This window comes from Streptomyces sp. NPDC058653, assembly GCF_042716895.1.
In the GTDB taxonomy this organism is placed as follows: domain Bacteria; phylum Actinomycetota; class Actinomycetes; order Streptomycetales; family Streptomycetaceae; genus Streptomyces.
Window position 1 is genome coordinate 37123 of the sequence record NZ_JBHXRM010000011.1, and the last position, 20704, is coordinate 57826.

Below are 20704 nucleotides of genomic sequence, written 5' to 3' on the forward strand. Positions count from 1 at the left end.
TCAGGTAGGGCCCGCGGAGCGCCGTTCGGTTTTCCGGGCCGCCGGGGTGCGCCCCGGCGCACGGCCCGAGTCTGCGACGATGAGACCATGCGCGCACGCTACGGAGTCCCCCTGAAAATCACCGCAGGAATCGCGGCCGTCGGCGCGGCCGGCATCGCCTACGCCGCCGGTTTCGAGGCCCGCTCCTTCCGGCTCCGACGGGTCTCCGTACCCGTGCTCCCGGAGGGCGTACGACCGTTGCGGGTCCTCCAGGTCTCGGACATCCACATGGTCCGCGGCCAGCGCAAGAAGCAGCGCTGGCTCCGCTCCCTGGCCGGCCTGCGCCCCGACTTCGTGGTGAACACCGGCGACAACCTCTCCGACCCGGAGGGCGTACCGGAGGTGCTCGACGCGCTGGGCCCGCTGATGGAGTACCCGGGCGTCTACGTCTTCGGCTCCAACGACTACTACGGCCCCGCGCTCCGTAACCCGGCGCGCTACATCCTCGAGAAGGCCCAGGGCAAGCACGGCCTGAACGGCAACGCGCCGGCCGTCAACGTCGTCCACAACCCGTGGGAGCCGATGCGCGACGCCTTCGACGAGGCGGGGTGGCTGGACCTCACCAACGCCCGCGGCCGGCTCAAGATCGACGGCCAGGAGATCGCCTTCACGGGCGTGGACGACCCGCACATCAAGCGCGACCGTTACGCGGAGGTCGCGGGCGGCCCGGAGAAGGACGCGGCCCTCTCGATCGGCGTGGTCCACGCCCCGTACCTGCGCATGCTGGAGGCGTTCACGTCGGACGGCTACCCCCTGATCCTGGGCGGCCACACCCACGGGGGCCAGCTCCGTATCCCCTTCTACGGGGCGTTGGTCACCAACTGCGACCTGGACACGGGCCGCGCGCGGGGCCTCTCCACGTACGACGCGGGGGGCCACACGTCCTACCTCCACGTCTCGGCGGGCTGCGGCACGAACCGCTACACCCCGGTCCGCTTCGCCTGCCCCCCTGAGGCGACACTCCTGACGCTCACCCCCCGCCTCTGACGGGGCCCCGCACCACCCGAAACCGGATTTCGCCTGCGGCCCCCGGTGGGCTAAAGTAATCGATGTCGCAGCGAGACGAGCGACATCGGGGTGTAGCGCAGCTTGGCAGCGCGCTTCGTTCGGGACGAAGAGGTCGTGGGTTCAAATCCCGCCACCCCGACAGCCGAATAGCAGGTCAGAGGGCCCTTACCGAATCGGTAAGGGCCCTCTGCCGTTGATGCGTGTCCATCGATCCGTGAGTGCTTACGGCTTCTTTCGATCCGCCCCGAAGATGCCGTCCATGACGACGGCGCCGGTCTGGATCACGGGCCAGATCTGCTTCCGATACACCTCCTCGGTCACGGCCGTTCCGGAGTGCCCGACGAGCAGGGAGATCTCCTCCAGGGGGACGCCCCGGCGGTTCGCTTAGGGTTGGTCGGTGCGGTTGACGACGTCGACCCCGGTGCGGGTGCCTGAGTCGATGGCGGGGGCGAGGAAGGTCTCGCTGAGGTAGAAGCCGAAGAGAGTGATGACGGCGACGACCCAGAGGCGGACGCCGAGGAACTTGACGGTGGCCCAGGCGATGACGCCGAGTACCAGGACGAGCGGCAGGGAAACGGTCACGGTCGGGGCTCCAATTGGCACGTGTCAGCGCACAGTGCAGCGGTGTGTACGGGCAGCGAGGTCAGCGGCGGCGCGCGAGTCGTAGTCGGCGGAAAAGCCGCAGTGGGGCGCGGTGCAGGCGGCGGTGTGCTTCTCGCGGCCCCGGTTGTCGTTCGCGGTGCCGACCTGTACGGGGCCGGTTCGTGCAACGTTCTTGAAGCGTTTCGGGCGCATGACTGAGCAGTCCTCTCAGGCGAGTTGGGCGGCGATCTGCTGTGCGAGGGCCGGCGGGACTCCGAGCCGGGCGCGCAGGGTGTCGGTGTCGATGGGTTCGCCGGTCCGGTCCTGGTGGGCGGCGGCGACCTTGCGGGCGTGCTCGACCAGGGCGGCCGGGACGGCGGCGGGAACGCGGTCGAGCGCGGGTTGCTGGTCCTCGAACTTCGTTGTTTCGGGGGTGGGTTCAGGTGTCGCGGCGGCCGTGGTCGGCTCGGCCGAGGCGGGTGTGTGGGCGAGGAGCGTCCCGCCGAGGAAGGCGATGGCGGGCCATCCGGCGACAAGGATGCGAAGCCAGTCGGGAACGTCGTTGAGGTCGAGGAGCCCGGCGGTGGCGATGTTGGCGCCGAGTGAGGCGACCAGGGCCGTGAGGAACCAGCACCACCCCGATGCGGTCGAGTGCCCGGAGCGCAGGCGGCGCCAGGCGGCGACGAGCAGCAGGTCCACGCTGATCGGGTAGGCCCAGGCTTTCCAGCCGTGTTGTCCGGCGGCTTCGGCCAGGTCGTGGAGGTGGGCGAAGGACAGGGCACCGGCGATCACGGCTTGGATCAGTACGGCGTCGATCCGGGCCAGGGTGCGGCGCATCGGAGGACCTCCTTTCGGTTTCGGGCATGGCGGGGGTAGGGAGTTGGTGCGCTTGAGGTCGTCGCGCCGACCGTGGGAGGAGGGGTCAGCCGGTGACGGGACGCGGGGTGGTCAGCGGAGCGGTCTTCTCGGCCGGGCGCGTGGGCACGAAGGGCCGGAAGGAGGCGAGCGCGGGCAGCTCGGGTACGAGTGCTGCGGTCTCGTGGCAGACGGCGGAGGCGTCACCGAGGGAGAGGTACGGAGTGCGGATGCGGGTCCAGCCGCCGGAGGTGTCACCGGCGATGGCGAGGCCGGGGCGCTCGGGGGCGATGGAGCAGGCGGCGCCGACCGCTTCCGGGGCGATGTCGCCGAGTGCCATCTTGGCCGAGGCTTCGTCGTTGACGCGGTGGCAGACACGGCCGGAGAGCTGTGCGCGGAGCATGGTCGCGCCTTTGCCGAGTTCGGCGCCGAAGCGCTGCCCGCAGATCTCCAGGAAGATGCCGGCGGCGCGGCCGAGCTGGGCGAGGCGGATGATCTGGGTGACCATCTCGTCTCGGCGTTCCTCGTCCTTCTTGGTCGCTATGAGGAAGAGTTCGGCCACCTCGTCCACGAACAGCACGACGGGTATGGGGCGTTCGTGCTCGGGCAGGCCCCAGATGTCCGAGGTGATGTCCTCGTCGGGGGTGCCGGAGGCGATGCCCTGACGGGCTCTGATCAGGTCGTATCGGTCTTCCATCTCGGCGACGAGCGCGGGCAGCAGTTCGGCCGCCTCGTCGGGGTTGGTGGCCAGTGCGGACAGTCGAGGTGCGAAGGGTGCGAGTTCGACGCCGCGTTTGCAGTCGATGCCGACCAAGGCGACCGGTTGGCGGGCGAGACCGCTGATCAGGTTGCGCAGGTACATGGATTTGCCCGACAGCGTTGCTCCGAGGGTGAGTTGGTGCGGGACGGCCAGGTAGTCCCGTACGAAGGGCTGTGCGTCCTCGCGCATGGCCACCGGCACCCGCAGTACATCCGGACGTGCGGCTCTCGGCATCCGGATGCGCGCTAGGACGTCGAAGCCGACCATGCGCAGCTCGACCACGCCGGGTTTCACGGCGGTGACATGGACGGCGTGGACGCCCCAGGCATGGCGCAGGCGCTCGGAGGACGCGGCGACATCTGCCGGTTCCTGGCCGGGGGCGAGCCGGAGCCTGAACCGCAGCCCGGTCGAGGTGGGCCGGATCAGGCCGCGCCGGGGCGGTACGGGGCGGATCTCGCGCCGGGTGGCAGCCCGTACAGCCAGGGCACGCAGACGGGACGGAGGGACGGTCAGGCCGCAGGCTTCCATGACCGAGACGTACGACGTGAGCATGCGTACGACGGACAGCGGCAGCCCGATAGCGCACCAGAACAGGGCGGGGCGGTGAGTCCGGGCCCAGGCGGCCCCGACGCCAAGTGCGACGAGGGGCCCACCCAGTACCGCGAGTGTCAGCATGTCGGACACGTCAGACTCCCGCGCCGACCGTGGCGGGGATGGCACCGGCGGTCACGGCGGCGGCCCGGTAGGCGATGCCGTGACGCTGCTGTCCGTTGAACACCGACTCCCAGGGTCGGGCGATCAGCCCAGGCAGCGAGACCGGCGCCCCCAGGACCAGGCCGTCAGTCACGCCGCTCTCAGGAATGGTGACGTAGATGAGGAACGACTCGCCCTCGTCGATGTACACGACGCCGACCTTCATCAGCGCCTCACCGCTCACCGCGTCTTTGGCGATCTCTCCGGTCTGCCGGTCACGGACCTTGGGCTCGGGCGTCTCGGTCAGCAGGATCGTCGCGGTGGAGGTCTCAACTCGGATGGAACGCACGGGATGTGTCTCCTTGGGGGTCACACCCGATCCGATGCATCTAGTCGTCTAGACAAGTAGCGCCCTGGATCGGGGATTTGCTGGAACGCGAACCACTCTGGCACACATCTTGCCCACTCGTCTATACGAGTATGCCTCTTGGTGTGTACAAGTCCCAAGGAGAGGCCCGCCCAAGAGGGCGTCAGCATCTCGTGCGCCACCGGCCGTCAGGTCGCGGGCAGTTGGTAGCTCAAGACGTATGCGTCGGCGGCCATGACCGTGTCGCACACCTCCACGGCGCGGCCCTTGGTGTCGAACGCGGTGCGGATCAGGTGGATCACCGGCACTCCGGAAGCGAGCCGAAGTGTCTTCACTTCCAGAGGGGAAGGCATGCGGGCCCGGATCTCCTCCTCGAAGTGGTCGAGCCGGTGGCCCAGTTCTTCCAGCCGGGCGTAGATCCCGCCGGGGCCGGGATTGGGCTGGGCGATGGGGGTGTTGCGGGCCAGGTCGAGCGGCAGGTAGGAGACGGCGAACTCGACGGGGCGTCCGTCCAGCAGGTACCGGCGACGCCGGGCCAGGACGCGACGTGGGGCGCCGAGCCGAGCGGAGATGTCCGGGGTCGGACGCTCCTCCTTGACCTCCAGGTTGTCCACCTCCGGGCGACTGCCGGCAGCGTCGGCCTCCACGATGAATGCGGACTTCCCCTGTTCGCGGTGGCGTCGTGCGAACCGGTCGGATGCCAGGCGGCGTACCGGGGGACGGGGCCGGACGAAGACGCCCTTTCCGTGTTCGGACGAGACCAGGCCCTCGCTCTGGAGCATGGAGAGCGCGTTGCGCACGGTCATGCGGGACACGCTGAAGTGCTCGACCAGCTCTGATTCCGAGGGCAGCTTGGAGCTCTCGGCGAAGCGTCCCTTGTCGATGGCTTCCCGCAGTTGATCGGCGATCTGCCGGAAGACGGCTCGGTCACTGGTCGGGTCCAGCGAGCCGAGCAGGCCGGGAGTAAGAGCGGCCACGTGTACTCCTTTGGATATCTAGACAAGAGGCTGAGTCCAGTTGCTACGGTGAGAGCCTAGTCAGCCAACTGGACGAGGACTGCCGAACGTGACCACCGCCGAACGTCCCCACTCCGTGAGCGTCGCCGGGGTGATCGTGGACGGCCAGGGTCGCGCCCTGCTGATCAAGCGACGCGACAACGGGCACTGGGAACCGCCGGGCGGCGTGGTCGAGGCCGGCGAAACCCTCCCCGACGCGCTCCAGCGGGAAGTCCTGGAGGAAACCGGCATCAAGATCGCCCTTCCGGCGACCCTGACCGGCGTCTACAAGAACATGACGGGCCTGATCGTCTCGCTCGTCTTCCGCTGCCAGGCAATCGAGGGCCAGCCCACCACGGGCGACGAGACCAAGGCTCTGCGCTGGGTCACTCGCGATGAAGCGGCGGAGCTGGCCGACGAGGCATACGCGATCCGTGTACTCGACGCACTGGACGCGGTGTCCCCCGCCGCTGTACGCGCTCACGACGGCGTGAAACTCATCTAGCACTGAACAACGGTCCATGGCCGCCCACCAGCGCAAAGGAACTTGTATGCACGAGTATACGAGCAAAGTGCGAGTCTGGGGACTGACATGCCCAGGTTTCCGCGAAGAGGTCGGCCGGGCGCGGCGCTGGACCCGCGACGTCCTTGCCGGGCACCCAAGGGCCGATGACGTGACGCTGATCGTGAGCGAGCTGGGCACCAACGCACTTCTCTACACGGCGAGCGGCGAGGAGAACGGCGCCTTTCACGTTTCCCTTCCCCTCTCGGACCACGTGATCGCTGTGTCCGTCACTGACGCAGGAGGCAGCGACACGACCCCCAAGGCAGACCACGCAGAAAGGGAAGCGCTGCGAGGTCGGGGACTCGACATCGTCAGCTCACTCGCCCACGACGTCACCATTCACGGTGATGAGCAGGGCCTTACCGTCACCGCGGAACTCATCACCCACCATCCCGTTAGCCGGCCGTGGCGATGACCGGGGTTCGTGAGACCGGCTACTGGTGCGAGGCCATGGCGCACACAACCGCTGATGACCGCGTTCTCCACCTCGGCGGCCGTCTGACGAGCAGCCCACGGCTCGCTGTCCGGTGGCTTCGGGACAGGGTCAGAGACGTGGCGGATCAACTCGACCGGCACTATGCAGCTCCCGGACGTCACTAGGTCTTGGACGAGCCCGAACACGAGAACCGAGCCCGCGGCTTCACGACGATGCCTCCGGCGGGGGCGCTCAGACTCCGGGATGGGAGGGGCACCGTTCGCGAGTGCCGGCCGGAGCGTGGCGAGCGTCGAGGGGGCTCCCATCCCGACCACCTCCGACCCAGGCAAAGCCGAGCGGTCGCGGCCCAGGGCGTCAAGGTCGTTCGTACCGCGGCGCGCTCCACCTTGACGCCCTGAACCACGACCGCTCCACGACGTGTGGGTCGAAGGCGGACGGGATGGGAGCCGGGGTGAGTGGTGAGTAGAGGACCATGGGCCAGCTGGGCCGTTCCAACGGGCCGCAGTGCAAGCCGCAGCTCCTTTGAGAGCCCTTTGAGGCTACCCTGACTGCAAGACCTTCCCCAAAGGAGCCTCAAACGATGCGACTGTCGATCCTCGCAGTGCTGGAGAAGGTACTGGCCGGCACCACTGCGGCAAAGTGCGAGACGGAGACCCTGGACTTCAAGCAGGCCAAGCCCAATCAGAAGGACGCCTTCACAGACCTAGCGGAGGCCGCAGTCTGCTTCGCCAACGCGAGCGGTGGGACGATCGTCGTGGGCGTTGTTGATGGGCGCAGCGGCGAGGATGCCTTCATCGGCTGTGACCTCGACGCACCAACCCTGCGAGGTCGCATCCACGCTCTCACCAGCCCCTCTTTGCTGGTGGAAGTAAATGAAATCACCTTCTCTGGGAAAAGAATCTTGACTATCTCAGTACCAGAAGGGCTGGAGGTCTACTCCACGACGAAGGGTTACGCTTACCAGCGCATCAACACTGACTGCATTCCCATGAGACCTGCCGATGTCACTCGGCTGACAGAGGAACGCAAGGGTTTCGACTGGTCAGCCACATCTAGTGGTCGGCCACTGGATGATATTGACCCCCTTGCTTTTCGATATTGCCGACGACTCCTGACAAGTTCCATCGACGTCACGCGCCAGCGACATGGAAAGCTTAACGATCGCGATCTACTGCACGCCATGAAGGCTGTCGCGGACGACGGGAGCCTGACCCGGGCTGGTGAGTTGATGTTGTGCCAAGATGCCACTTCGTCTCCTGCCGAAGCAGTTGTCTATCAGCATCGACGAACTCAAGCTGGGGAGACAGATGCCATCCTCCGGCTTGGAACTCCGCTAGTTCTAGCATTCGAAGAAGTGCTGCAAGCCATCCGCGCACGTCAAGGCATCACACCCGTAACCCTCCCTGATGGCCGACAGCTCCAAATTGAAGACTATCCATCTGCCGCTGTTCGCGAAGCGGTTGTAAATTCTCTCATCCACGGAGACTGGCGACTTCGCGTTCCTGTGCACATCGAGCACTCTCCGCAGTACCTGAAAATCGATTCTCCTGGCCCGCTCGTATCTGGTGTCACCACGAGCAACATCCTTACCAGGGGATCTCGCGCCCGCTACCCGGCCCTCGCCGCCTCCTTCCGGCTTCTTGGCCTGGCAGAAGAAGTGGGGCAAGGCGTCGATCGAATGTATCGCGAAATGATTCGTTCAGGTCGAGACGTACCCGTAATCACCGAAGATTCAGAACAGGTATCCGTCCTGTTCCGGGGTGCACCTCCGAACACGCGGATTGCGAAGTTTCTGGCCTCGCTTCCCGAAGATGAGCAAGATGACACCGACGCCTTGCTCATCATTCGCACTCTGTGCAGCAAGCGAACAGTTAAAGCGCCCGAAATTTCTGATGTCATCCAACGAACAGAAGAGGAAGCCCAAGGCGCCCTTTTGAGGCTGTCCGTGGAGCCGCTGAGCATCCTGGAACCAACAAGGGGGACGATGCGAAACAAGTTCCCCTCATATCGCCTTCGGGGAGAAGTCGTAGCGAGACTTGGCAGTGCGGTCACTTACCATAGTCGAGCAATCGACGATATCGACAAAAAGATCATTGAGCACGTCATCGATTATGGCGAGGTCAACAACAGGACCATTCAGCGGCTTTTTGACGTGGACGTCTACCAAGCCCGCGATATCTTGCGTGATCTCGTCGGGCGGGAAGTTATTACCCGTACGTCGGAGCAAAAGCGTGGAACAGCGGTCCGCTACGGCCCTGGCCCCTCATTTCCGAGAGCCAAGAAGCCTCGCACTCGAAAAGCGCAGCAAGCTGAGGGAAATTCCGGCGGAAACGGAACAATCTTTTGATCATCTCTAGTGGTTAAGGGCGATGGATGACGTCCGTGGTCGTCAACGGTGCGGGCCAAGGCGGCCGCCGTGCAAGACAAGCTGTCGCCAGAGCGACACCGGCTGAGTCTGGACAATGCCATGACCGTTGCTGCGATAATGGCGAGACGCTGGATTGAGCCCAGCACTGCTGGGTTCCGGACTGTGTGCACTCGTGGCACTTGCGTGCCGTCGCGTCGCTCGCTCCAATCGTGACGAAACGTCTCAGACGGTGTGCGAGAGGGTGATGGCTATGGTGACTTCTCTGATGGTTGCTGGCCGCCAGATGGTTGCTGGCTTCTGTGAAGGCGTCGTTGGCGGGGCTTGCTTCGCCTTGATGACGGGTGCAGCAGTGTCGGGCTGAGTCCAGCGCGCATGTGGCGCACTGACATTCATCACTGCCGACATCAAGGACGTGATGGATGTCGGTGATCCCGTGTGGCTCCCGGTAGACGGCAGCAGCGCTTGGCCCAAGGCCGCACACGGACCAAGGCCCATGGTGGTTGCCACCCCATCAGCCGGCTCGAATGAGCTGGTCGCTCCCAACGGGCCCTTCAGGAAGCAGTGTGGGCCACTGCGGGCTACGACGGACTAGCAAGCGGACATACAGCAGCGGAGTACCGCAACCACAGCGACCGCCCCTGTCCCTCACGAGTGTCTAAATGCGTGACAACGCAGGCAGACAGCTGCGGACAACCACGGATGCCGATGGACGATCAGCCCAGGCCAGCGAACACCATGCCCCAGGCCAAGCACTCTCTCAAGTTGCTTCGGGACGAAGAGGTCGTGGGTTCAAATCCCGCCACCCCGACAGCCAAAGCAGCAGCTCAGGGGTCTGATCCGCATCGCGGGTCGGGCTCCTGAGTGGTTTCTGGGGCCGTCTTGGGAGCCGTTTGGGAGCAGACCGCGAGAATCGGCTCCCCAGCGGACCGGCGCGGGCCGCGCTTGCCGGGCGACCGTGAATACGAACCTCACGCTTAACTGATCATTTCAGGAGCAGACTGCGGCGTCCGCGGGACGCTTGTCAGTCAACGAGGCGCTGAAGGATCTGCGTGAACTCACCGTTCTCGACCAGGCCCACAAGTACTCGGGTCATGCTGCTGATGCCGGTGTCGCGGACAATGAGACCGTCCGAGCACCAGAAGTAACGGCCTCCCAGAGCTTCCCCGCTTGCGGCCCATCCCGTCATCAGGATCTCGATCTGATCGAGGGTGATGATGGTCGCGCTCCACCGGGAGCCGTCATTTAGGTTTACAAAGACATCGACGTTGTGCACCGACTCCAGGTCATCGTCGGCATTCGGCAGGAATGCGGCCTCGAACTGGTCCGTGCGGACGCGGTACCAGGGCCCGTCCCATCTGCCCGGCTGTGTGCTGTCGCTCATCGGGGCGAGTGTGCCTGGCTGAACCGCTCACCTCAACCGCGTTCTTCCGGCACGCTTCCGTACAGGAACGGCGATCTTGTGCCCGATAGGAAGTGAACGCGCCCTACCTCTGCTCCTCTGTGTCCGGAAGAGTGACACCACATTCGGCAGCAGGTCGGCAGGGGCAGTCTGCAGCAGGGACCATCTGCAATCAGCCAGTACCTGCCGACGCCATGAGCCCAGTGCGGGATACTGCTGCAGATTTCGATTGATCATGCACTGAGCTGGGGGCAAGCAGTGGCGGGCGGGAATGATCCATACACACGGGAACTCGCGCGGCAGGCCAGGGAGCGGGAGAGGGCCCGAAAATCCGCTGAGGCCGAGGCCAAGAGGAAGGCACGTGCGGAGAAACTGGCGTACGAAGCGGCCCGCGCTCAGGAGGCGGTGGACCGCACCAGCGTGGCCGAGCATGACGCCGAGCAACTTGCGGGGCTGCTGCGCTCATCTGTACTGGATGGGCAGCCGCTGACGTTCGAACGGCTCAAACAGGACTTCGTGCCCTCACCATTCGTCCCGCCCAAGGGCTCCACCAAAGCGGCACCCTTGCCCCGTTGGGAAGAGTTCGAGCCGGAGGCACCTCGGGGGTTGCTCGGTGCGTTGGGATTCGGACGTCGTGGACACGACGCGGAGGTCGAAGCCGCTCGCAAGCGGTTCGACGGAGCGCTGGGGGATCACGCTCGCGACGAGAAGAAACGCGCGGAGAGGCTGGAGAAGGCCCGTGCGCGTCACAAGGAACGGAATCAGGAAGAAGCCGCTCGGGCCGAGGAATGGAACACTGGCCTTGCGGAGCGCCGTAGCGCCTATCAGGACCGAGACGTCGAGGCTGTCGAGTGGTTCGTCAACCAGGTCTTGGCCGCCTCCGTGTATCCACACGGGTTCCCGAAGGCCAATCAGGTTTCGTTTCAGGCGGACACCGGCGACTTGTTGGTCGAGATCGACCTTCCGCTGGAGGATGTGGTCCCCGCGGCCCGTGCCTACCGGTATGTAAAGACGCGCGATGAGATCACGCCCGTTCCACGCCCGGAGAAGGAGCGCAAGGAACTGTACGCGTCAGTCCTTGCGCAGACCGCGTTGCGTACCGTGCACGAGCTCCTTGCCTCCGACACGGAAGGTGTAATCCTGTCCATCGCCTTGAACGGACATGTGGCCACCATCGACCGCGCCACAGGGCGTGACGTCCATCCGTGCTTGATCACGCTCCAAGCAGACCGGGCCGAGTTCAGTCAGCTGGTCCTGACCCAAGTGGATCCGCGGGCTTGTTTGAAGCGGCTGCGGTCACTCATCTCGCCGAACCCGTACGAACTGGAGCCCGTACGCCCACTGGTCACGTTCGACCTGTCCAAGTTCCGCCTCATGGACAGCATGGACGTCGTGGCGGGGCTGGACAGCCGGCCGGTGCTAATGGATCTGAAGCCTACGGAGTTCGAGCACCTCATCAGGCAACTGTTCGAAGCCATCGGCCTGGACAGCGTCAACACCCAGCCGTCGAAGGACGAGGGTGTGGACGCCGTCGCGATGAACACCGACCCCGTCATGAAGGGGCTGTGCATCATCCAGGCCAAGCGCACCAAGAACGTGGTGCCGTTCGAGACCGTCTCGGCGCTCGCGGGCGTCGTGGAACACAAGCGGGCCGCCAAAGGCATCCTGGTGACGACCTCCTGGTTCGGCCGGGCCAGCGAGGCGTTCGCCAACGAGCACGGGCGGCTCGAACTCCTCGACGGAGCCAACCTGGTACATCTGTTCAAGGAACATATGGGCCTCGACGTCATCCCCGGACCAGTACCGCCGAAGCGGCGCCCCCGGTAGACGTAGCACCCTTAGCCCAGGGAGCAATGTCAGTGCCTCAATTGCTGAGGTGCGGCTGCCTCCCTTGCTCGTAGAAGATCGTCGAGTACATGCACCGGTGACGTCGAGCTCATCGCCAGCCGGGCGGCGAGTGCCGCCTCCCACTGCTCGGTAAGGCCAAGCAGGAGGCGCCGCCGCATGCCGGGCGTGACGTGGGCGTAGCGGGCCGAGACGGAGCCGTCGATGTGGCCCATGCGCTGGTCCATGAGGACCTTCTCGGTGCCGAGGTCCTCCATCACGGTCCGGTGGGTGTGGCGGAGGCCGTGGGGGGTAAGGCCCACGCCCTGTTCGATCTTGGCGTCCTTGGACTGACACCCGCCCTGCACATACAGGTCTCCCAGTCCTACGTAGCGCGCAGCCACGCGGGCCGGGCCATCGACGCTCTCCACGGCCAGCCAGTCAACACGCCCCGTCCCGGACTTCCCGGCGTCGAACCCGACCACGTCGTATGGCACGGACTCCAGGTTTTCAAACGCCCCGCGACCCAGGCTGCCTAGAAACGTGCGAATCAGCTCTCGGCGCCGAGGTCCGCCCCGTTCTCAAGGTAGGCGGTTGCTGATCGCGCACGGGCACCGATCGCCGCGTGGACACGGCGGGCCAGCCGGGGGATGAGCAGCCCGTCGATCTGGTCGGCCTGGTGGAACGCGAACTGGTCGACTTCCACGCCGTCCAGGACGATCTGGGCTCGCTGGTCAGCCGGGAGGATGCCTCCGTCGAAGACGAACAGCAGCTTGTCGCCTTCGGTGGGGTGGGGTGCCCAGTCCGCGACGAGGAGGTGGCCGATGGGCGGGGTGATGCCGATCTCCTCCTTGACCTCCCGAGCCGCGCCTTCGCTCGGGGTCTCGCCGGGGTGGAGGTAGCCGCCGGGGATCTCCCAGCCGGGCTTGTACGTGGGCTTGACCAGGAGCACGCGCCCAGCCTCGTCGAAGAACAGCACCCCGGCGGCGGTGCGGGGCTGGGCTACCGCTTCGTGGGCTTCGGAGTCGCTCATGGCAACGACTGTAGTCGTCGCGCGCGGATCACCCGATGACGCGTAGCCGCTGAGCCACGCCGGCCAGCAGATGGCTCGGCTTGCCGCGCTGTTGCCGTACCCAGACGGTCACCAGGTGGCGAGGGATGAAGTGGTAGCGGACCTGCTCGGGCGCGAGTTCCTCCGCGTCCAGGACGAGGGCGAGAGCTTCGTCCGTGCGGTTCTGAGCACTGTACGCGCGGGCCAGTTCGAGGGTGTGCCGGACGCGACGCTCCAGGGGCAGGGTGGAGGTGTCCACGCGTGGCCCCTGGTCGGCGGCGATCTGGACGTCGCCGAGTTCCATGGCCGTTGAGACGCGGTGGACAGCGACATTGGTCGGGCCGAACGCAGTCCACATGTGGTTGGCGTCATGTCCGAGACGCTGAGCCGTCTGCTCGGCCTCTGCGAGGAGCGTGTTCGCCGTGGCCCGGTCCTCAATCCGGGCCGCGGCCATCGCTCCGACGAGCAAGAGTGTGCCGTAGATCGACAGGTACGTCGGCGAGGCGTCTGCGAGACCGCCCTCCAGGTAGCCGGCGGAGGCCGCCACAAGGTCCCGGGCGGCGGATGGGCGGCCGTTGGCGAGCAGGCAATGGGCAACGGACCTGAAGAGCGAGCCAGTGACGATGAGGTTCCCTGACTCCTGCGCTACGGCCAGACCCCGATCGGCGGCCATCCAGGCGAGGTCAGCTTCGCCGATCTTCGTCAGCACCATGGCCGCACCCTGGTAGGCCATGGCGAGCAGGGCCTGGGCCTCCCGCTGCTGCTCGCCCTCGTAGGCGCGGACAGCGTGCTGGGCTGCCGCGAGGGTTCCGGGCGTCAGACGGGTGGCTCGCGCGTATCTCGCGTCCTGATAGGCCGACCAGGTTGATCCGACTTCGGTACGCAGGATCTCCAGGTCCGGTGGCCGGCTGGTGGAATCGGAGGCCAGCAGGAGGGACATCTGCTTGTAGTCCATCAGGGCTTCCCGCAGTTTCGGCACGGTGCCGCCCAAGACGTCCGGCGTCCAGTCCAGAAGTGAGGGTTCGGCGAGCAGGTCACCGAGTTGTACGTCGAGAGCGTCGGCCAGGGACTTGATCACGGACAGTCGGTCCAGTTCAATGCGGCCGTTCTCCACTTTGCTCAGCCAATCGGCTGTCCGCCCGATGAGGCCGGCCAATACCTCCTGTGGCACGCCGCGTCGGCGGCGATACCAGGCGACGCGCTCCCCGATGCTCAGCGTCTCGGTCATTCCTCGCATGACCCCCAGCCTGGTGCTGCTTGATTTCCCCACCCCGGAAGAATTTTCCGGGTTCCTCTCTGTTCATCCTCCTAGCGTTCTGACTTGTCATCAAGCAGCGGGTTGGAGCGGCCTGTTACGGGGCGAGGAGGGGCGAATGTCGATGGAACATCATGGCCACGGGGTCGGCGCATCCACCGTCGAGAAGAAGACGGCGCCCTGCCTGGGCTCTGAGCAACTTCGCACCCTGAAAGCAACCGGCAGCCCCCTCCGGGGCGACGGCAACGTAGCGGCATCTGGCGCACACGACCAAGAACTCCGCCACGCGTATGTGCGGATGAACTTCGTCCGGTCCGATCGATCCGTGCCCTTGATCCGGACGTCGGTCAGACGGATCGCGGAGGCTTGGGGTCTCGATGCCCTGATCATCGACGATGCCGAGCTCGTTGCTTCCGAACTCGTCCCCAACGCCGTCCGGCACGCCCCATGTCCCGAGATCGGTTTCACCGCCACGTATGGCGCAGCGCTTCTCCTCATCCAGGTCCATGACGGCTCGGTCGCCCCTCCGATCCTGCGGCATGGATCGACGGGCAGCGCCGAGAGCGGGCGCGGTCTGGTCCTGGTCCGCTCCTTGACCCGCGACTGGGGCTGGATACCGCACGGCGACGGCACGAAGAGCACCTGGGCCCTGATCGACGTACCGACGACCCATGCACTGGCTCCGACCACAGGAACAGAGATGGAGAACCACCGACGGCTACAAGCCCGCGATGAACATGTCCGGCCCTCCATGTCCCTGTAGCAGACATCAAGTCATCTCAGGAGAAGGGAAGTTCGAGGGCCCATCGGTGGGCCGTGACGCCCTGTCACAAGATCTAGACTCGTGGGCTTCTCGGCGGCGCTAACGATCATGGTCAGCCGCCGGGACATCCGGACCCGGATTCTGTGCGGGCCGGGGCCCCTCGGTTCAACTCTGCACCCCACGGAGGTTGTTGTTATGCCTGAGAAGGTCACGAAGGACAAAGTCCTCGTCTACGTCGTGCGCGACGGGCGGCTGCTGGTGTTCCGCCACACCGACTACTCCTACGAGGAGGTCGGCATCCAAGTTCCGGCGGGCAGTATCCGCCCCGGCGAGACCCCGGAGGCCGCCGCCCTGCGCGAGGCCCGTGAGGAGACGGGGCTGTCGGACTTCAAGATCGTGCGCAAGCTCGGTGAGACCGAGTACGACATCAGCCCGTACCGGTTCGAGATCCAGCACCGACACGTCTTCCACCTGGAGCTCACCGAGCCGACTCCCGAGCGGTGGATGAGCCAGGAGGACCACGACGGCGAACAGGAGCCCACTCACTTCGAGTGCTTCTGGATGCCGCTGGAGGCCGCGCACATCCTCCAGTCAGGCCAGGGCGCCCTGCTGGGACGCCTGTCCGACTGATCGCTCGCCCGGTCACGGCAGCATAGGAGGGGCAGCCGATGAACCTCAGCACAGAACAGCGCCATCCGGTCGAGGGGCTCTACCAGAGCCTGGACCCCGACGACACCGGCACCGCGGTGTCGGTCATCGTCAAGACGCGCGGTGAGACGTGCGACATCGACTGCCTCTACTGCTACGAAAAGCGCAAAGAGGCTCCCGGAGGGGCCCGGGTGGGCGCAGGCCAGATCACCCGTTTGGCCAGTCTCTTCAGGGGCCGGCCGCTCGCCGTCGAACTCCACGGCGGCGAGCCGCTGACCGCAGGCCGCGACCACATCGCCGAGATCCTCACGGAGCTGGCCGGCCTGCCCCAGGTCGTCCGCGTCACCCTGCAAACCAACGGTGTCCTGCTCGACGGGGACTGGCTCGACATGTTCGACGACCTCTGCCCGGATCTGCGGATCGGCGTCTCCCTTGACGGGGACGCCCAGGGCAACGCCTGGCGGGTCGGTTACGACGGGAGGCCCGTCTACCCGCGTGTCGCCGCCTCCCTGAATCTTCTGGCCGAACGGGGCCGCGGCGTGGGCGTGATCGCCGCGGTGACCCCGGCGGTACTGGGCCGCGCCGAGGAGGTTCTCGACCACCTGGCCGACTTCGGTTCCGTCAACGCGATCAGCTTCGTGCCCTGCTTCGACTCCACGATCCGCCGCTCCACCGCCTTGCCGGGACGGCGTAGACCAGCCAGCCGCCTGCTCCAGCAGGAAGCCATGAACGCCACCGGCGGCCCCGCCTGGGCGATCCACCCCGACGAGTACGCGCAGTTCGTTCTCGCCGCCACCGCCCACTGGATCACCGCGGGATACTTCGCCGGAATCAAACTCGAACCGGCCGTCTCCACGATCCGGCGGCTACGGGGCCTTCAGACCGGCTTCTGCCATTTCTCCGATCTGAAGTGCGACCACGTCTTCACCCTCTACCCCGATGGCCGCCTCGGCAGCTGCGACGAACTGCCCTGGCCCCAGGCCCGCCTGGCCGAATTGGAGTCGGTCGCCGACCAGCACGAAGTGATCCTCGCCCAGCAGGGCTCCCGTCTGCTGAACCAGGGCAAGGCCCTGATGGACAAGTGCATGACCTGCGACTACCGCGACACGTGCGGCGGTGGCTGCGTCGCCACCCGCTGGCGCCAAGGCCCGGCCGCTGATCACGACGCCTACTGCGACTACCGGATGCGGATGATCGACGGTGTCGCTGCCCTGCTTGCCCAGCCCGCTCACCCCGCCGGCGCTTGGTGCCAGAGCCTGCGCTGGCGCCCGCGTACCCCGAACAGCATGCGCGACGTGAAAGCCTTCCTCGCCCGCTGGGGCGGCCCGAACGCCGACCGCAGTCAGGTGCGGCTGCACACCAGCGAGCACGGCAACATCAACACCGTCGGCCTCGCCGGCGTCCACGAGGCCGACGACCTCGACCCGGCCCACCCCAAGTGGCGGGCATCCATCGAGCCGGGCGTCTGGCCGTTGGTCGACGCCGTCACCCGCGCCTGGGGTCTGGTCACGTACGACAGTTGCCAGGGTCACCAGTACACCGGCCTGGACCTGCCTCCCACAGGTCTGCGGGTCGGTATCCTCGCCCGCGACCGCGAGGAGTACGCCCGCACGGCTGCGGCCCTGTGCCGAGCCGCTACCGCCGTGAGCCCCAGCCTGCCCGCAGGCATCGAGGTCAACGTCGGCCGCTCGGAACTCACTTGTGAGGGTTCGGGCACCACGACCCCAGTGCTTGACCTGAGCCTGGACCCCGGCCCGGGGCAGAGCTGGGACATCTACTTCGCTCACCTGGACAAGGCCGGCGCCACGCTGACCGCGGCCCTCACCACTGAGCACCCGGGCACGGGCACCACGTGCGCCTGTCCCCTTCCGGCCCCGGCCGACACGAAGAAGTCGGTGCTGCGGTGAAGCCCGGCGACGAGGTGACCATCCACCAGTTACTGGGACGCGTCGCCTACTTCCACACGCTGTTCGTCGAACCCGCGCTCACCTCGGCCGACCCGCCAGTCTCAGGTGAGACATGCTGCAATCACCGGGACATAACGGAGCCCGGACAACCCGACGTCGGCACCATGCTGGGCGACACCGCGTGGACGGTCCTCGACGAGATCGCCCGTACCCTCGGCGAACACCTGCGTCCCTGTCCGAAGACCGATGGCCGCTGCTGTGCGACCTGCCGCGTGGCGACCTCGGGCGCTGCCATCGCCCAGGCATGGACGACCACCGAGCAGCTTGTCTACCACCGGCCTCCGCCCGAGAGCCGGCTCCGGCAAGCATGCCGCACCACGGCCGCCGTCCGCTTTGCCCGCGTCTTCGCACGGCAGTACGGCACGAACTGCCGTGCCCTGGCCAAGGCCGAGGCGCTCGACACCTCCTCGCTGCTCAACACTAGCGAACTGCCACTGACCGGAGAACTCCTCGCGCTGTGGCAGAACCCGCTGGCCACAATTGGCAGCCCGGTCGTGAGCTGGCTCAACCACTGCACGGACCTCGATGACATCCACCGCGTGCTCCAGCAAAGGGGGACCACGAAGTGATCCACATAGCCGAGACCGTCGGCGTCGGCAGCATCGAGAATTTCCTCAGCGCCGACGAGCGGACCCATCTCTCCGAGCTTATGAACGACGTTCTGATCACCGAGGAAGCCGTCCGCTTCGGCAATGGTCGTCGTACCTCTATCCACGAGATCCCCGGCCACAGCGCCGAACAGGCCATGGCCGTCTACGAGCCTGCCGGGCGCATCGAGATTCCCACCATCCCCGAGGCAGCCGACAAGCTCCTGGGCGACGCCTTCGAACGCGCCCGCCCGGCCCTGTCCCGCGTCATGCCTTCCATCACCCTGTGCCGTCCCTGGACATACGTGGAATACGGGGTGGGCCAGCACATCACCAGCCACCTCGACGGCATCGCCCCCGACCCGCTCGCCTGGCCCCGCCAGATCGCCGGAATCAGCGTCGTGGTTACCCAGGCCGACGCCGGTGGTGACTTCTATGTCGAGACCGCCTCCAGCGACCGCCTGTGGAACGGGCGGGCACCGGACGCCGCCGCGAACGGCTACGCGGACGGCATGTGGCTGGCCCACGACGGAGCCGACAACTCCGCCACCTGGTTCCAGCAGCTCCCCCGTACCCGTTGGAGCGTCGCTCCCGCTCCCGGCACCGCCCTGCTCTACGGCTCCCAGCTCGCCCACGGCACCCTCCCGGTCACCGCCGGCAGGGTCGCCAAGTTCATCAGCTGGCTGGTCGCCGAACCCACCGGCGCGGGGTGAGCACATGCTCTTGGCCCTGGAAGGCATAGCCGGCGCCGGAAAGAGCACCCTCCGAGACCGACTCCTGGCAGACGCCCACGCCAAGGGCGTCCCCCTCAGCCACATCGGCCAGTTCTCCTGGCTCTCCCGCCCCGCCACCCACACCTTGATCCGCCTGCGAGCCGGTCACGCGGGCAATCCCAACCAGGCTGTCGAGGCGGCCCGCCAGGACCTGATCCTCCACTCCCGCTTCAATCTCGCCCCCGCCCTCGCCCAGGGCCCGGTCCTCGCCGACCGATTCACCCTCTCCACCGCCTGCCTGCTCGCTCTGCTCCACCAGCAGCCTGTGGACAAGTACGTCCATCGCCTCGTCGAACCGCAGCTCGTTCAGCCGCAGTTGACGGTTCTGCTGACCACCGAGCCCGACATCTGCCAAGCCCGCCTCAGGAGACGGGCGACCGCCCGGCGCTTCAACGAGTACCCCGAGGCCGCCGCCCGACTGGCCGACCTCTACCCCGAGGCCGCCAACGCCTGGACGAAGACCACCGGCCTACCGGTGCTGCGCCACCCCTGTACGACCCGCGCCGACCTCGACACCCTGGCCGCCGCCTGCATGGAGTACCTCCGCGCGGCCAGTGGCCCCACATTCCCGACCACGGAAGTGAGCCGATGAGCCTCCACCCAATGCATCCTGCGGCCTGGGTCCTCGATCAGCTCCGCACGGACGGCTGGCACATCAGCGGCCTCCTCGCGTTCACCCGCGCCAGCACCCTGGTCAAAGCCGGCCGCCCCGGCCAGGACGACGTCGTCCTGAAAGCCGGCTTCGGCAGCAACCACGTCCTGGCCGAGCTGGAGCCTATCGAGCGGCCAGCCGCGTACGGCTTCTACTGGTACGCGCAGATGAGCGAGGCAGAACGGGCCCTCGCCCGCGAGGACTTCCGCCACGAGGCGGAACTCACCGCCACCGCCGGCGGAGCCGACCACGTCGTCCCCTTGCTCGAACAGGGCAGCTCGAAGCGGTTCGACTGGTACACGATGCCGCACTGCGACGGCGGGAACTTCCGGGCCTTCATGGCCTCCTCGAAGGACACCGGCAAGGGCCTCAGCATCCTCGCTGACGTCGCGGACGGGCTGGGAAGCCTTCACCAGCGCGGCATCGTCCATCGCGACGTGTACCAGGAGAACATCCTCATCGACGACGGCCGGGGCCTGATCACCGACTTGGGGGCCGCCCGGCGCCTTACAGCCCCACGCGGACCCGACCACCGCGGACCCGAGGTCCACTGGCCGCCCGAGTACCTGACCGGCTACCACGAAGCGACCCCAGCCGCTGACGTCTTCAGCCTCGGCGTCCTGATCTACCGCTACCTGTGCGCCGATATCCCCCGCCTCGGCGGCGACACAAACCTCAACCTCGTCCCCGAGCCGTTGCGCATGTTCGTCGCCGCCGCGCTCTCCGACCAGGCAGCCGACCGCCCACGTATGGACGACCTATGTGACGCGCTCCGCACCACCGCCAGCACCCATCAGCGCTGACTGACGCAGGGGGAGCCCGCGCATGCCCAGGGCGAGATCACCGCCCCATCCCCGGACCAGGTTCCAGAGCCCAGGGAAACAGCCGAAGCCATTGAGACCGAAAGGCGGAACAACCATGAGCAACGACCGCATCGCCGACTTCCTCGCCGACGTCGAGGACCTGCGCGGCGAGGACGAGACCGTCCGTACCACCGCCCACACGTCCAGCGTCTCAGCCGAGGGCTGGCCGGCCGCTGAGACGAACACCACCACCGTCGCCTGAACGCCCGCAGCCGTACGGCGCCCTGAGCGTCGCCGGTGAACACACCTGGGGC

Annotated in this window: 22 protein-coding genes, 1 tRNA gene and 2 pseudogenes; 15 read left to right on the forward strand and 10 right to left on the reverse strand. The window is 66.6% G+C overall.

Going from position 1 to position 20704, the window contains the following annotated elements:
• The first annotated feature begins 87 nt into the window (after nt 1-87).
• On the forward strand, nt 88-1026 hold the full coding sequence (locus tag ACFWU9_RS12225) for a metallophosphoesterase (RefSeq protein ID WP_384316990.1): 939 nt from the start codon (nt 88-90) through the stop codon (nt 1024-1026).
• A gap of 86 nt (nt 1027-1112) precedes the next feature.
• Nucleotides 1113-1186 (forward strand) — tRNA-Pro (locus ACFWU9_RS12230).
• A 245-nt stretch (nt 1187-1431) separates the two neighbouring features.
• On the opposite strand, the gene ACFWU9_RS12235 is transcribed toward ACFWU9_RS12230, so the two are convergent.
• The 6 genes from ACFWU9_RS12235 to ACFWU9_RS12260 all read right to left on the reverse strand — a co-directional run bounded on the left by ACFWU9_RS12235 (nt 1432) and on the right by ACFWU9_RS12260 (nt 5281).
• Nucleotides 1432-1629 (reverse strand): hypothetical protein, encoded by a 198-nt coding sequence (locus tag ACFWU9_RS12235; protein WP_384316992.1) that lies wholly within the window; start codon nt 1627-1629, stop codon nt 1432-1434.
• 24 nt (nt 1630-1653) lie between these two features.
• Nucleotides 1654-1842, reverse strand: a complete 189-nt coding sequence (locus tag ACFWU9_RS12240; RefSeq protein WP_384316995.1) for a mobile element transfer protein — start codon at nt 1840-1842, stop codon at nt 1654-1656.
• A gap of 15 nt (nt 1843-1857) precedes the next feature.
• The gene (locus tag ACFWU9_RS12245; RefSeq protein WP_384316997.1) at nt 1858-2466 is read right to left on the reverse strand and encodes a DUF2637 domain-containing protein; all 609 of its coding nucleotides are present in this window, start codon (nt 2464-2466) and stop codon (nt 1858-1860) included.
• 85 nt (nt 2467-2551) lie between these two features.
• Nucleotides 2552-3919: an FtsK/SpoIIIE domain-containing protein gene (locus ACFWU9_RS12250; RefSeq protein WP_384317291.1), complete on the reverse strand. Its 1368-nt coding sequence runs from the start codon at nt 3917-3919 to the stop codon at nt 2552-2554.
• Between the two features lie 10 nt (nt 3920-3929).
• A complete protein-coding gene (locus ACFWU9_RS12255; protein WP_384317000.1) occupies nt 3930-4286 on the reverse strand; it encodes a hypothetical protein in 357 nt (118 codons plus the stop codon).
• Between the two features lie 206 nt (nt 4287-4492).
• Nucleotides 4493-5281, reverse strand: coding sequence for a GntR family transcriptional regulator (locus ACFWU9_RS12260; protein WP_384317002.1), 789 nt, complete (start codon nt 5279-5281; stop codon nt 4493-4495).
• Between the two features lie 115 nt (nt 5282-5396).
• Here ACFWU9_RS12260 and ACFWU9_RS12265 point away from each other — a divergent pair, with 115 nt between their 5' ends.
• The 3 genes from ACFWU9_RS12265 to ACFWU9_RS12275 all read left to right on the forward strand — a co-directional run bounded on the left by ACFWU9_RS12265 (nt 5397) and on the right by ACFWU9_RS12275 (nt 8647).
• On the forward strand, nt 5397-5804 hold the full coding sequence (locus ACFWU9_RS12265; protein ID WP_384317294.1) for an NUDIX hydrolase: 408 nt from the start codon (nt 5397-5399) through the stop codon (nt 5802-5804).
• A 46-nt stretch (nt 5805-5850) separates the two neighbouring features.
• Nucleotides 5851-6279 carry an ATP-binding protein gene (locus ACFWU9_RS12270; protein WP_384317004.1) on the forward strand — a complete coding sequence of 143 codons (429 nt, stop codon included), beginning with the start codon at nt 5851-5853 and terminating at the stop codon, nt 6277-6279.
• A 601-nt stretch (nt 6280-6880) separates the two neighbouring features.
• The gene (locus ACFWU9_RS12275) at nt 6881-8647 is read left to right on the forward strand and encodes an RNA-binding domain-containing protein (RefSeq protein ID WP_384317006.1); all 1767 of its coding nucleotides are present in this window, start codon (nt 6881-6883) and stop codon (nt 8645-8647) included.
• A 1042-nt stretch (nt 8648-9689) separates the two neighbouring features.
• Here ACFWU9_RS12275 and ACFWU9_RS12280 read toward each other — a convergent pair.
• Nucleotides 9690-10049, reverse strand: a complete 360-nt coding sequence (locus ACFWU9_RS12280) for a hypothetical protein (protein WP_384317009.1) — start codon at nt 10047-10049, stop codon at nt 9690-9692.
• Between the two features lie 423 nt (nt 10050-10472).
• On the opposite strand from ACFWU9_RS12280, the gene ACFWU9_RS12285 reads away from it, so the two are divergent.
• On the forward strand, nt 10473-11894 hold the full coding sequence (locus ACFWU9_RS12285; RefSeq protein WP_384317011.1) for a restriction endonuclease: 1422 nt from the start codon (nt 10473-10475) through the stop codon (nt 11892-11894).
• Between the two features lie 29 nt (nt 11895-11923).
• Here ACFWU9_RS12285 and ACFWU9_RS12290 read toward each other — a convergent pair.
• A pseudogene (locus ACFWU9_RS12290) lies at nt 11924-12211 on the reverse strand (LacI family transcriptional regulator); the annotation flags it as partial.
• On the opposite strand from ACFWU9_RS12290, the pseudogene ACFWU9_RS12295 reads away from it, so the two are divergent.
• A pseudogene (locus ACFWU9_RS12295) lies at nt 12212-12430 on the forward strand (restriction endonuclease); the annotation flags it as partial.
• 11 nt (nt 12431-12441) lie between these two features.
• On the opposite strand, the gene ACFWU9_RS12300 reads toward ACFWU9_RS12295, so the two are convergent.
• Together ACFWU9_RS12300 and ACFWU9_RS12305 are read right to left on the reverse strand one after the other, a co-directional pair.
• Nucleotides 12442-12924, reverse strand: coding sequence for an NUDIX domain-containing protein (locus ACFWU9_RS12300; RefSeq protein ID WP_384317014.1), 483 nt, complete (start codon nt 12922-12924; stop codon nt 12442-12444).
• Between the two features lie 28 nt (nt 12925-12952).
• The gene (locus ACFWU9_RS12305; RefSeq protein WP_384317016.1) at nt 12953-14170 is read right to left on the reverse strand and encodes a helix-turn-helix domain-containing protein; all 1218 of its coding nucleotides are present in this window, start codon (nt 14168-14170) and stop codon (nt 12953-12955) included.
• 7 nt (nt 14171-14177) lie between these two features.
• Here ACFWU9_RS12305 and ACFWU9_RS12310 point away from each other — a divergent pair, with 7 nt between their 5' ends.
• From ACFWU9_RS12310 to ACFWU9_RS12345, 8 genes are all read left to right on the forward strand, one after another.
• Nucleotides 14178-14960, forward strand: coding sequence for an ATP-binding protein (locus ACFWU9_RS12310; RefSeq protein ID WP_384317019.1), 783 nt, complete (start codon nt 14178-14180; stop codon nt 14958-14960).
• 195 nt (nt 14961-15155) lie between these two features.
• Complete coding sequence (locus tag ACFWU9_RS12315) at nt 15156-15590, forward strand: NUDIX domain-containing protein (RefSeq protein ID WP_382854296.1); 435 nt, start codon at nt 15156-15158, stop codon at nt 15588-15590.
• Between the two features lie 38 nt (nt 15591-15628).
• Entirely contained in the window at nt 15629-17515 is a 1887-nt protein-coding gene (locus tag ACFWU9_RS12320; RefSeq protein ID WP_384317021.1) for a radical SAM protein, read from the forward strand.
• Entirely contained in the window at nt 17512-18144 is a 633-nt protein-coding gene (locus tag ACFWU9_RS12325; protein ID WP_384317023.1) for a hypothetical protein, read from the forward strand. The genes ACFWU9_RS12320 and ACFWU9_RS12325 overlap by 4 nt, the downstream gene beginning before the upstream one ends.
• Nucleotides 18141-18875, forward strand: a complete 735-nt coding sequence (locus tag ACFWU9_RS12330; RefSeq protein ID WP_384317026.1) for a hypothetical protein — start codon at nt 18141-18143, stop codon at nt 18873-18875. Before ACFWU9_RS12325 ends, ACFWU9_RS12330 begins: the two co-directional genes overlap by 4 nt.
• 4 nt (nt 18876-18879) lie before the next feature.
• Entirely contained in the window at nt 18880-19527 is a 648-nt protein-coding gene (locus tag ACFWU9_RS12335) for a hypothetical protein (protein WP_384317028.1), read from the forward strand.
• The gene (locus ACFWU9_RS12340; protein ID WP_384317031.1) at nt 19524-20390 is read left to right on the forward strand and encodes a protein kinase; all 867 of its coding nucleotides are present in this window, start codon (nt 19524-19526) and stop codon (nt 20388-20390) included. The genes ACFWU9_RS12335 and ACFWU9_RS12340 overlap by 4 nt, the downstream gene beginning before the upstream one ends.
• A 115-nt stretch (nt 20391-20505) precedes the next feature.
• The gene (locus ACFWU9_RS12345; RefSeq protein ID WP_384317034.1) at nt 20506-20652 is read left to right on the forward strand and encodes a hypothetical protein; all 147 of its coding nucleotides are present in this window, start codon (nt 20506-20508) and stop codon (nt 20650-20652) included.
• The last annotated feature ends 52 nt before the right edge of the window (nt 20653-20704 follow it).

What these genes read in the sequence shown, in the direction of transcription:
- ACFWU9_RS12310 (WP_384317019.1), top strand. Translation starts at nt 14,178, where the DNA reads ATGACCCCCAGCCTGGTGCTGCTTGATTTCCCCACCCCGGAAGAATTT.
- ACFWU9_RS12250 (WP_384317291.1), bottom strand. Translation starts at nt 3,919, where the DNA reads ATGCTGACACTCGCGGTACTGGGTGGGCCCCTCGTCGCACTTGGCGTC.
- ACFWU9_RS12240 (WP_384316995.1), bottom strand. Translation starts at nt 1,842, where the DNA reads ATGCGCCCGAAACGCTTCAAGAACGTTGCACGAACCGGCCCCGTACAG.
- ACFWU9_RS12305 (WP_384317016.1), bottom strand. Translation starts at nt 14,170, where the DNA reads ATGACCGAGACGCTGAGCATCGGGGAGCGCGTCGCCTGGTATCGCCGC.
- ACFWU9_RS12245 (WP_384316997.1), bottom strand. Translation starts at nt 2,466, where the DNA reads ATGCGCCGCACCCTGGCCCGGATCGACGCCGTACTGATCCAAGCCGTG.
- ACFWU9_RS12345 (WP_384317034.1), top strand. Translation starts at nt 20,506, where the DNA reads ATGAGCAACGACCGCATCGCCGACTTCCTCGCCGACGTCGAGGACCTG.
- ACFWU9_RS12275 (WP_384317006.1), top strand. Translation starts at nt 6,881, where the DNA reads ATGCGACTGTCGATCCTCGCAGTGCTGGAGAAGGTACTGGCCGGCACC.
- ACFWU9_RS12320 (WP_384317021.1), top strand. Translation starts at nt 15,629, where the DNA reads ATGAACCTCAGCACAGAACAGCGCCATCCGGTCGAGGGGCTCTACCAG.
- ACFWU9_RS12335 (WP_384317028.1), top strand. Translation starts at nt 18,880, where the DNA reads ATGCTCTTGGCCCTGGAAGGCATAGCCGGCGCCGGAAAGAGCACCCTC.
- ACFWU9_RS12340 (WP_384317031.1), top strand. Translation starts at nt 19,524, where the DNA reads ATGAGCCTCCACCCAATGCATCCTGCGGCCTGGGTCCTCGATCAGCTC.
- ACFWU9_RS12280 (WP_384317009.1), bottom strand. Translation starts at nt 10,049, where the DNA reads ATGAGCGACAGCACACAGCCGGGCAGATGGGACGGGCCCTGGTACCGC.
- ACFWU9_RS12300 (WP_384317014.1), bottom strand. Translation starts at nt 12,924, where the DNA reads ATGAGCGACTCCGAAGCCCACGAAGCGGTAGCCCAGCCCCGCACCGCC.
- ACFWU9_RS12315 (WP_382854296.1), top strand. Translation starts at nt 15,156, where the DNA reads ATGCCTGAGAAGGTCACGAAGGACAAAGTCCTCGTCTACGTCGTGCGC.
- ACFWU9_RS12225 (WP_384316990.1), top strand. Translation starts at nt 88, where the DNA reads ATGCGCGCACGCTACGGAGTCCCCCTGAAAATCACCGCAGGAATCGCG.
- ACFWU9_RS12270 (WP_384317004.1), top strand. Translation starts at nt 5,851, where the DNA reads ATGCACGAGTATACGAGCAAAGTGCGAGTCTGGGGACTGACATGCCCA.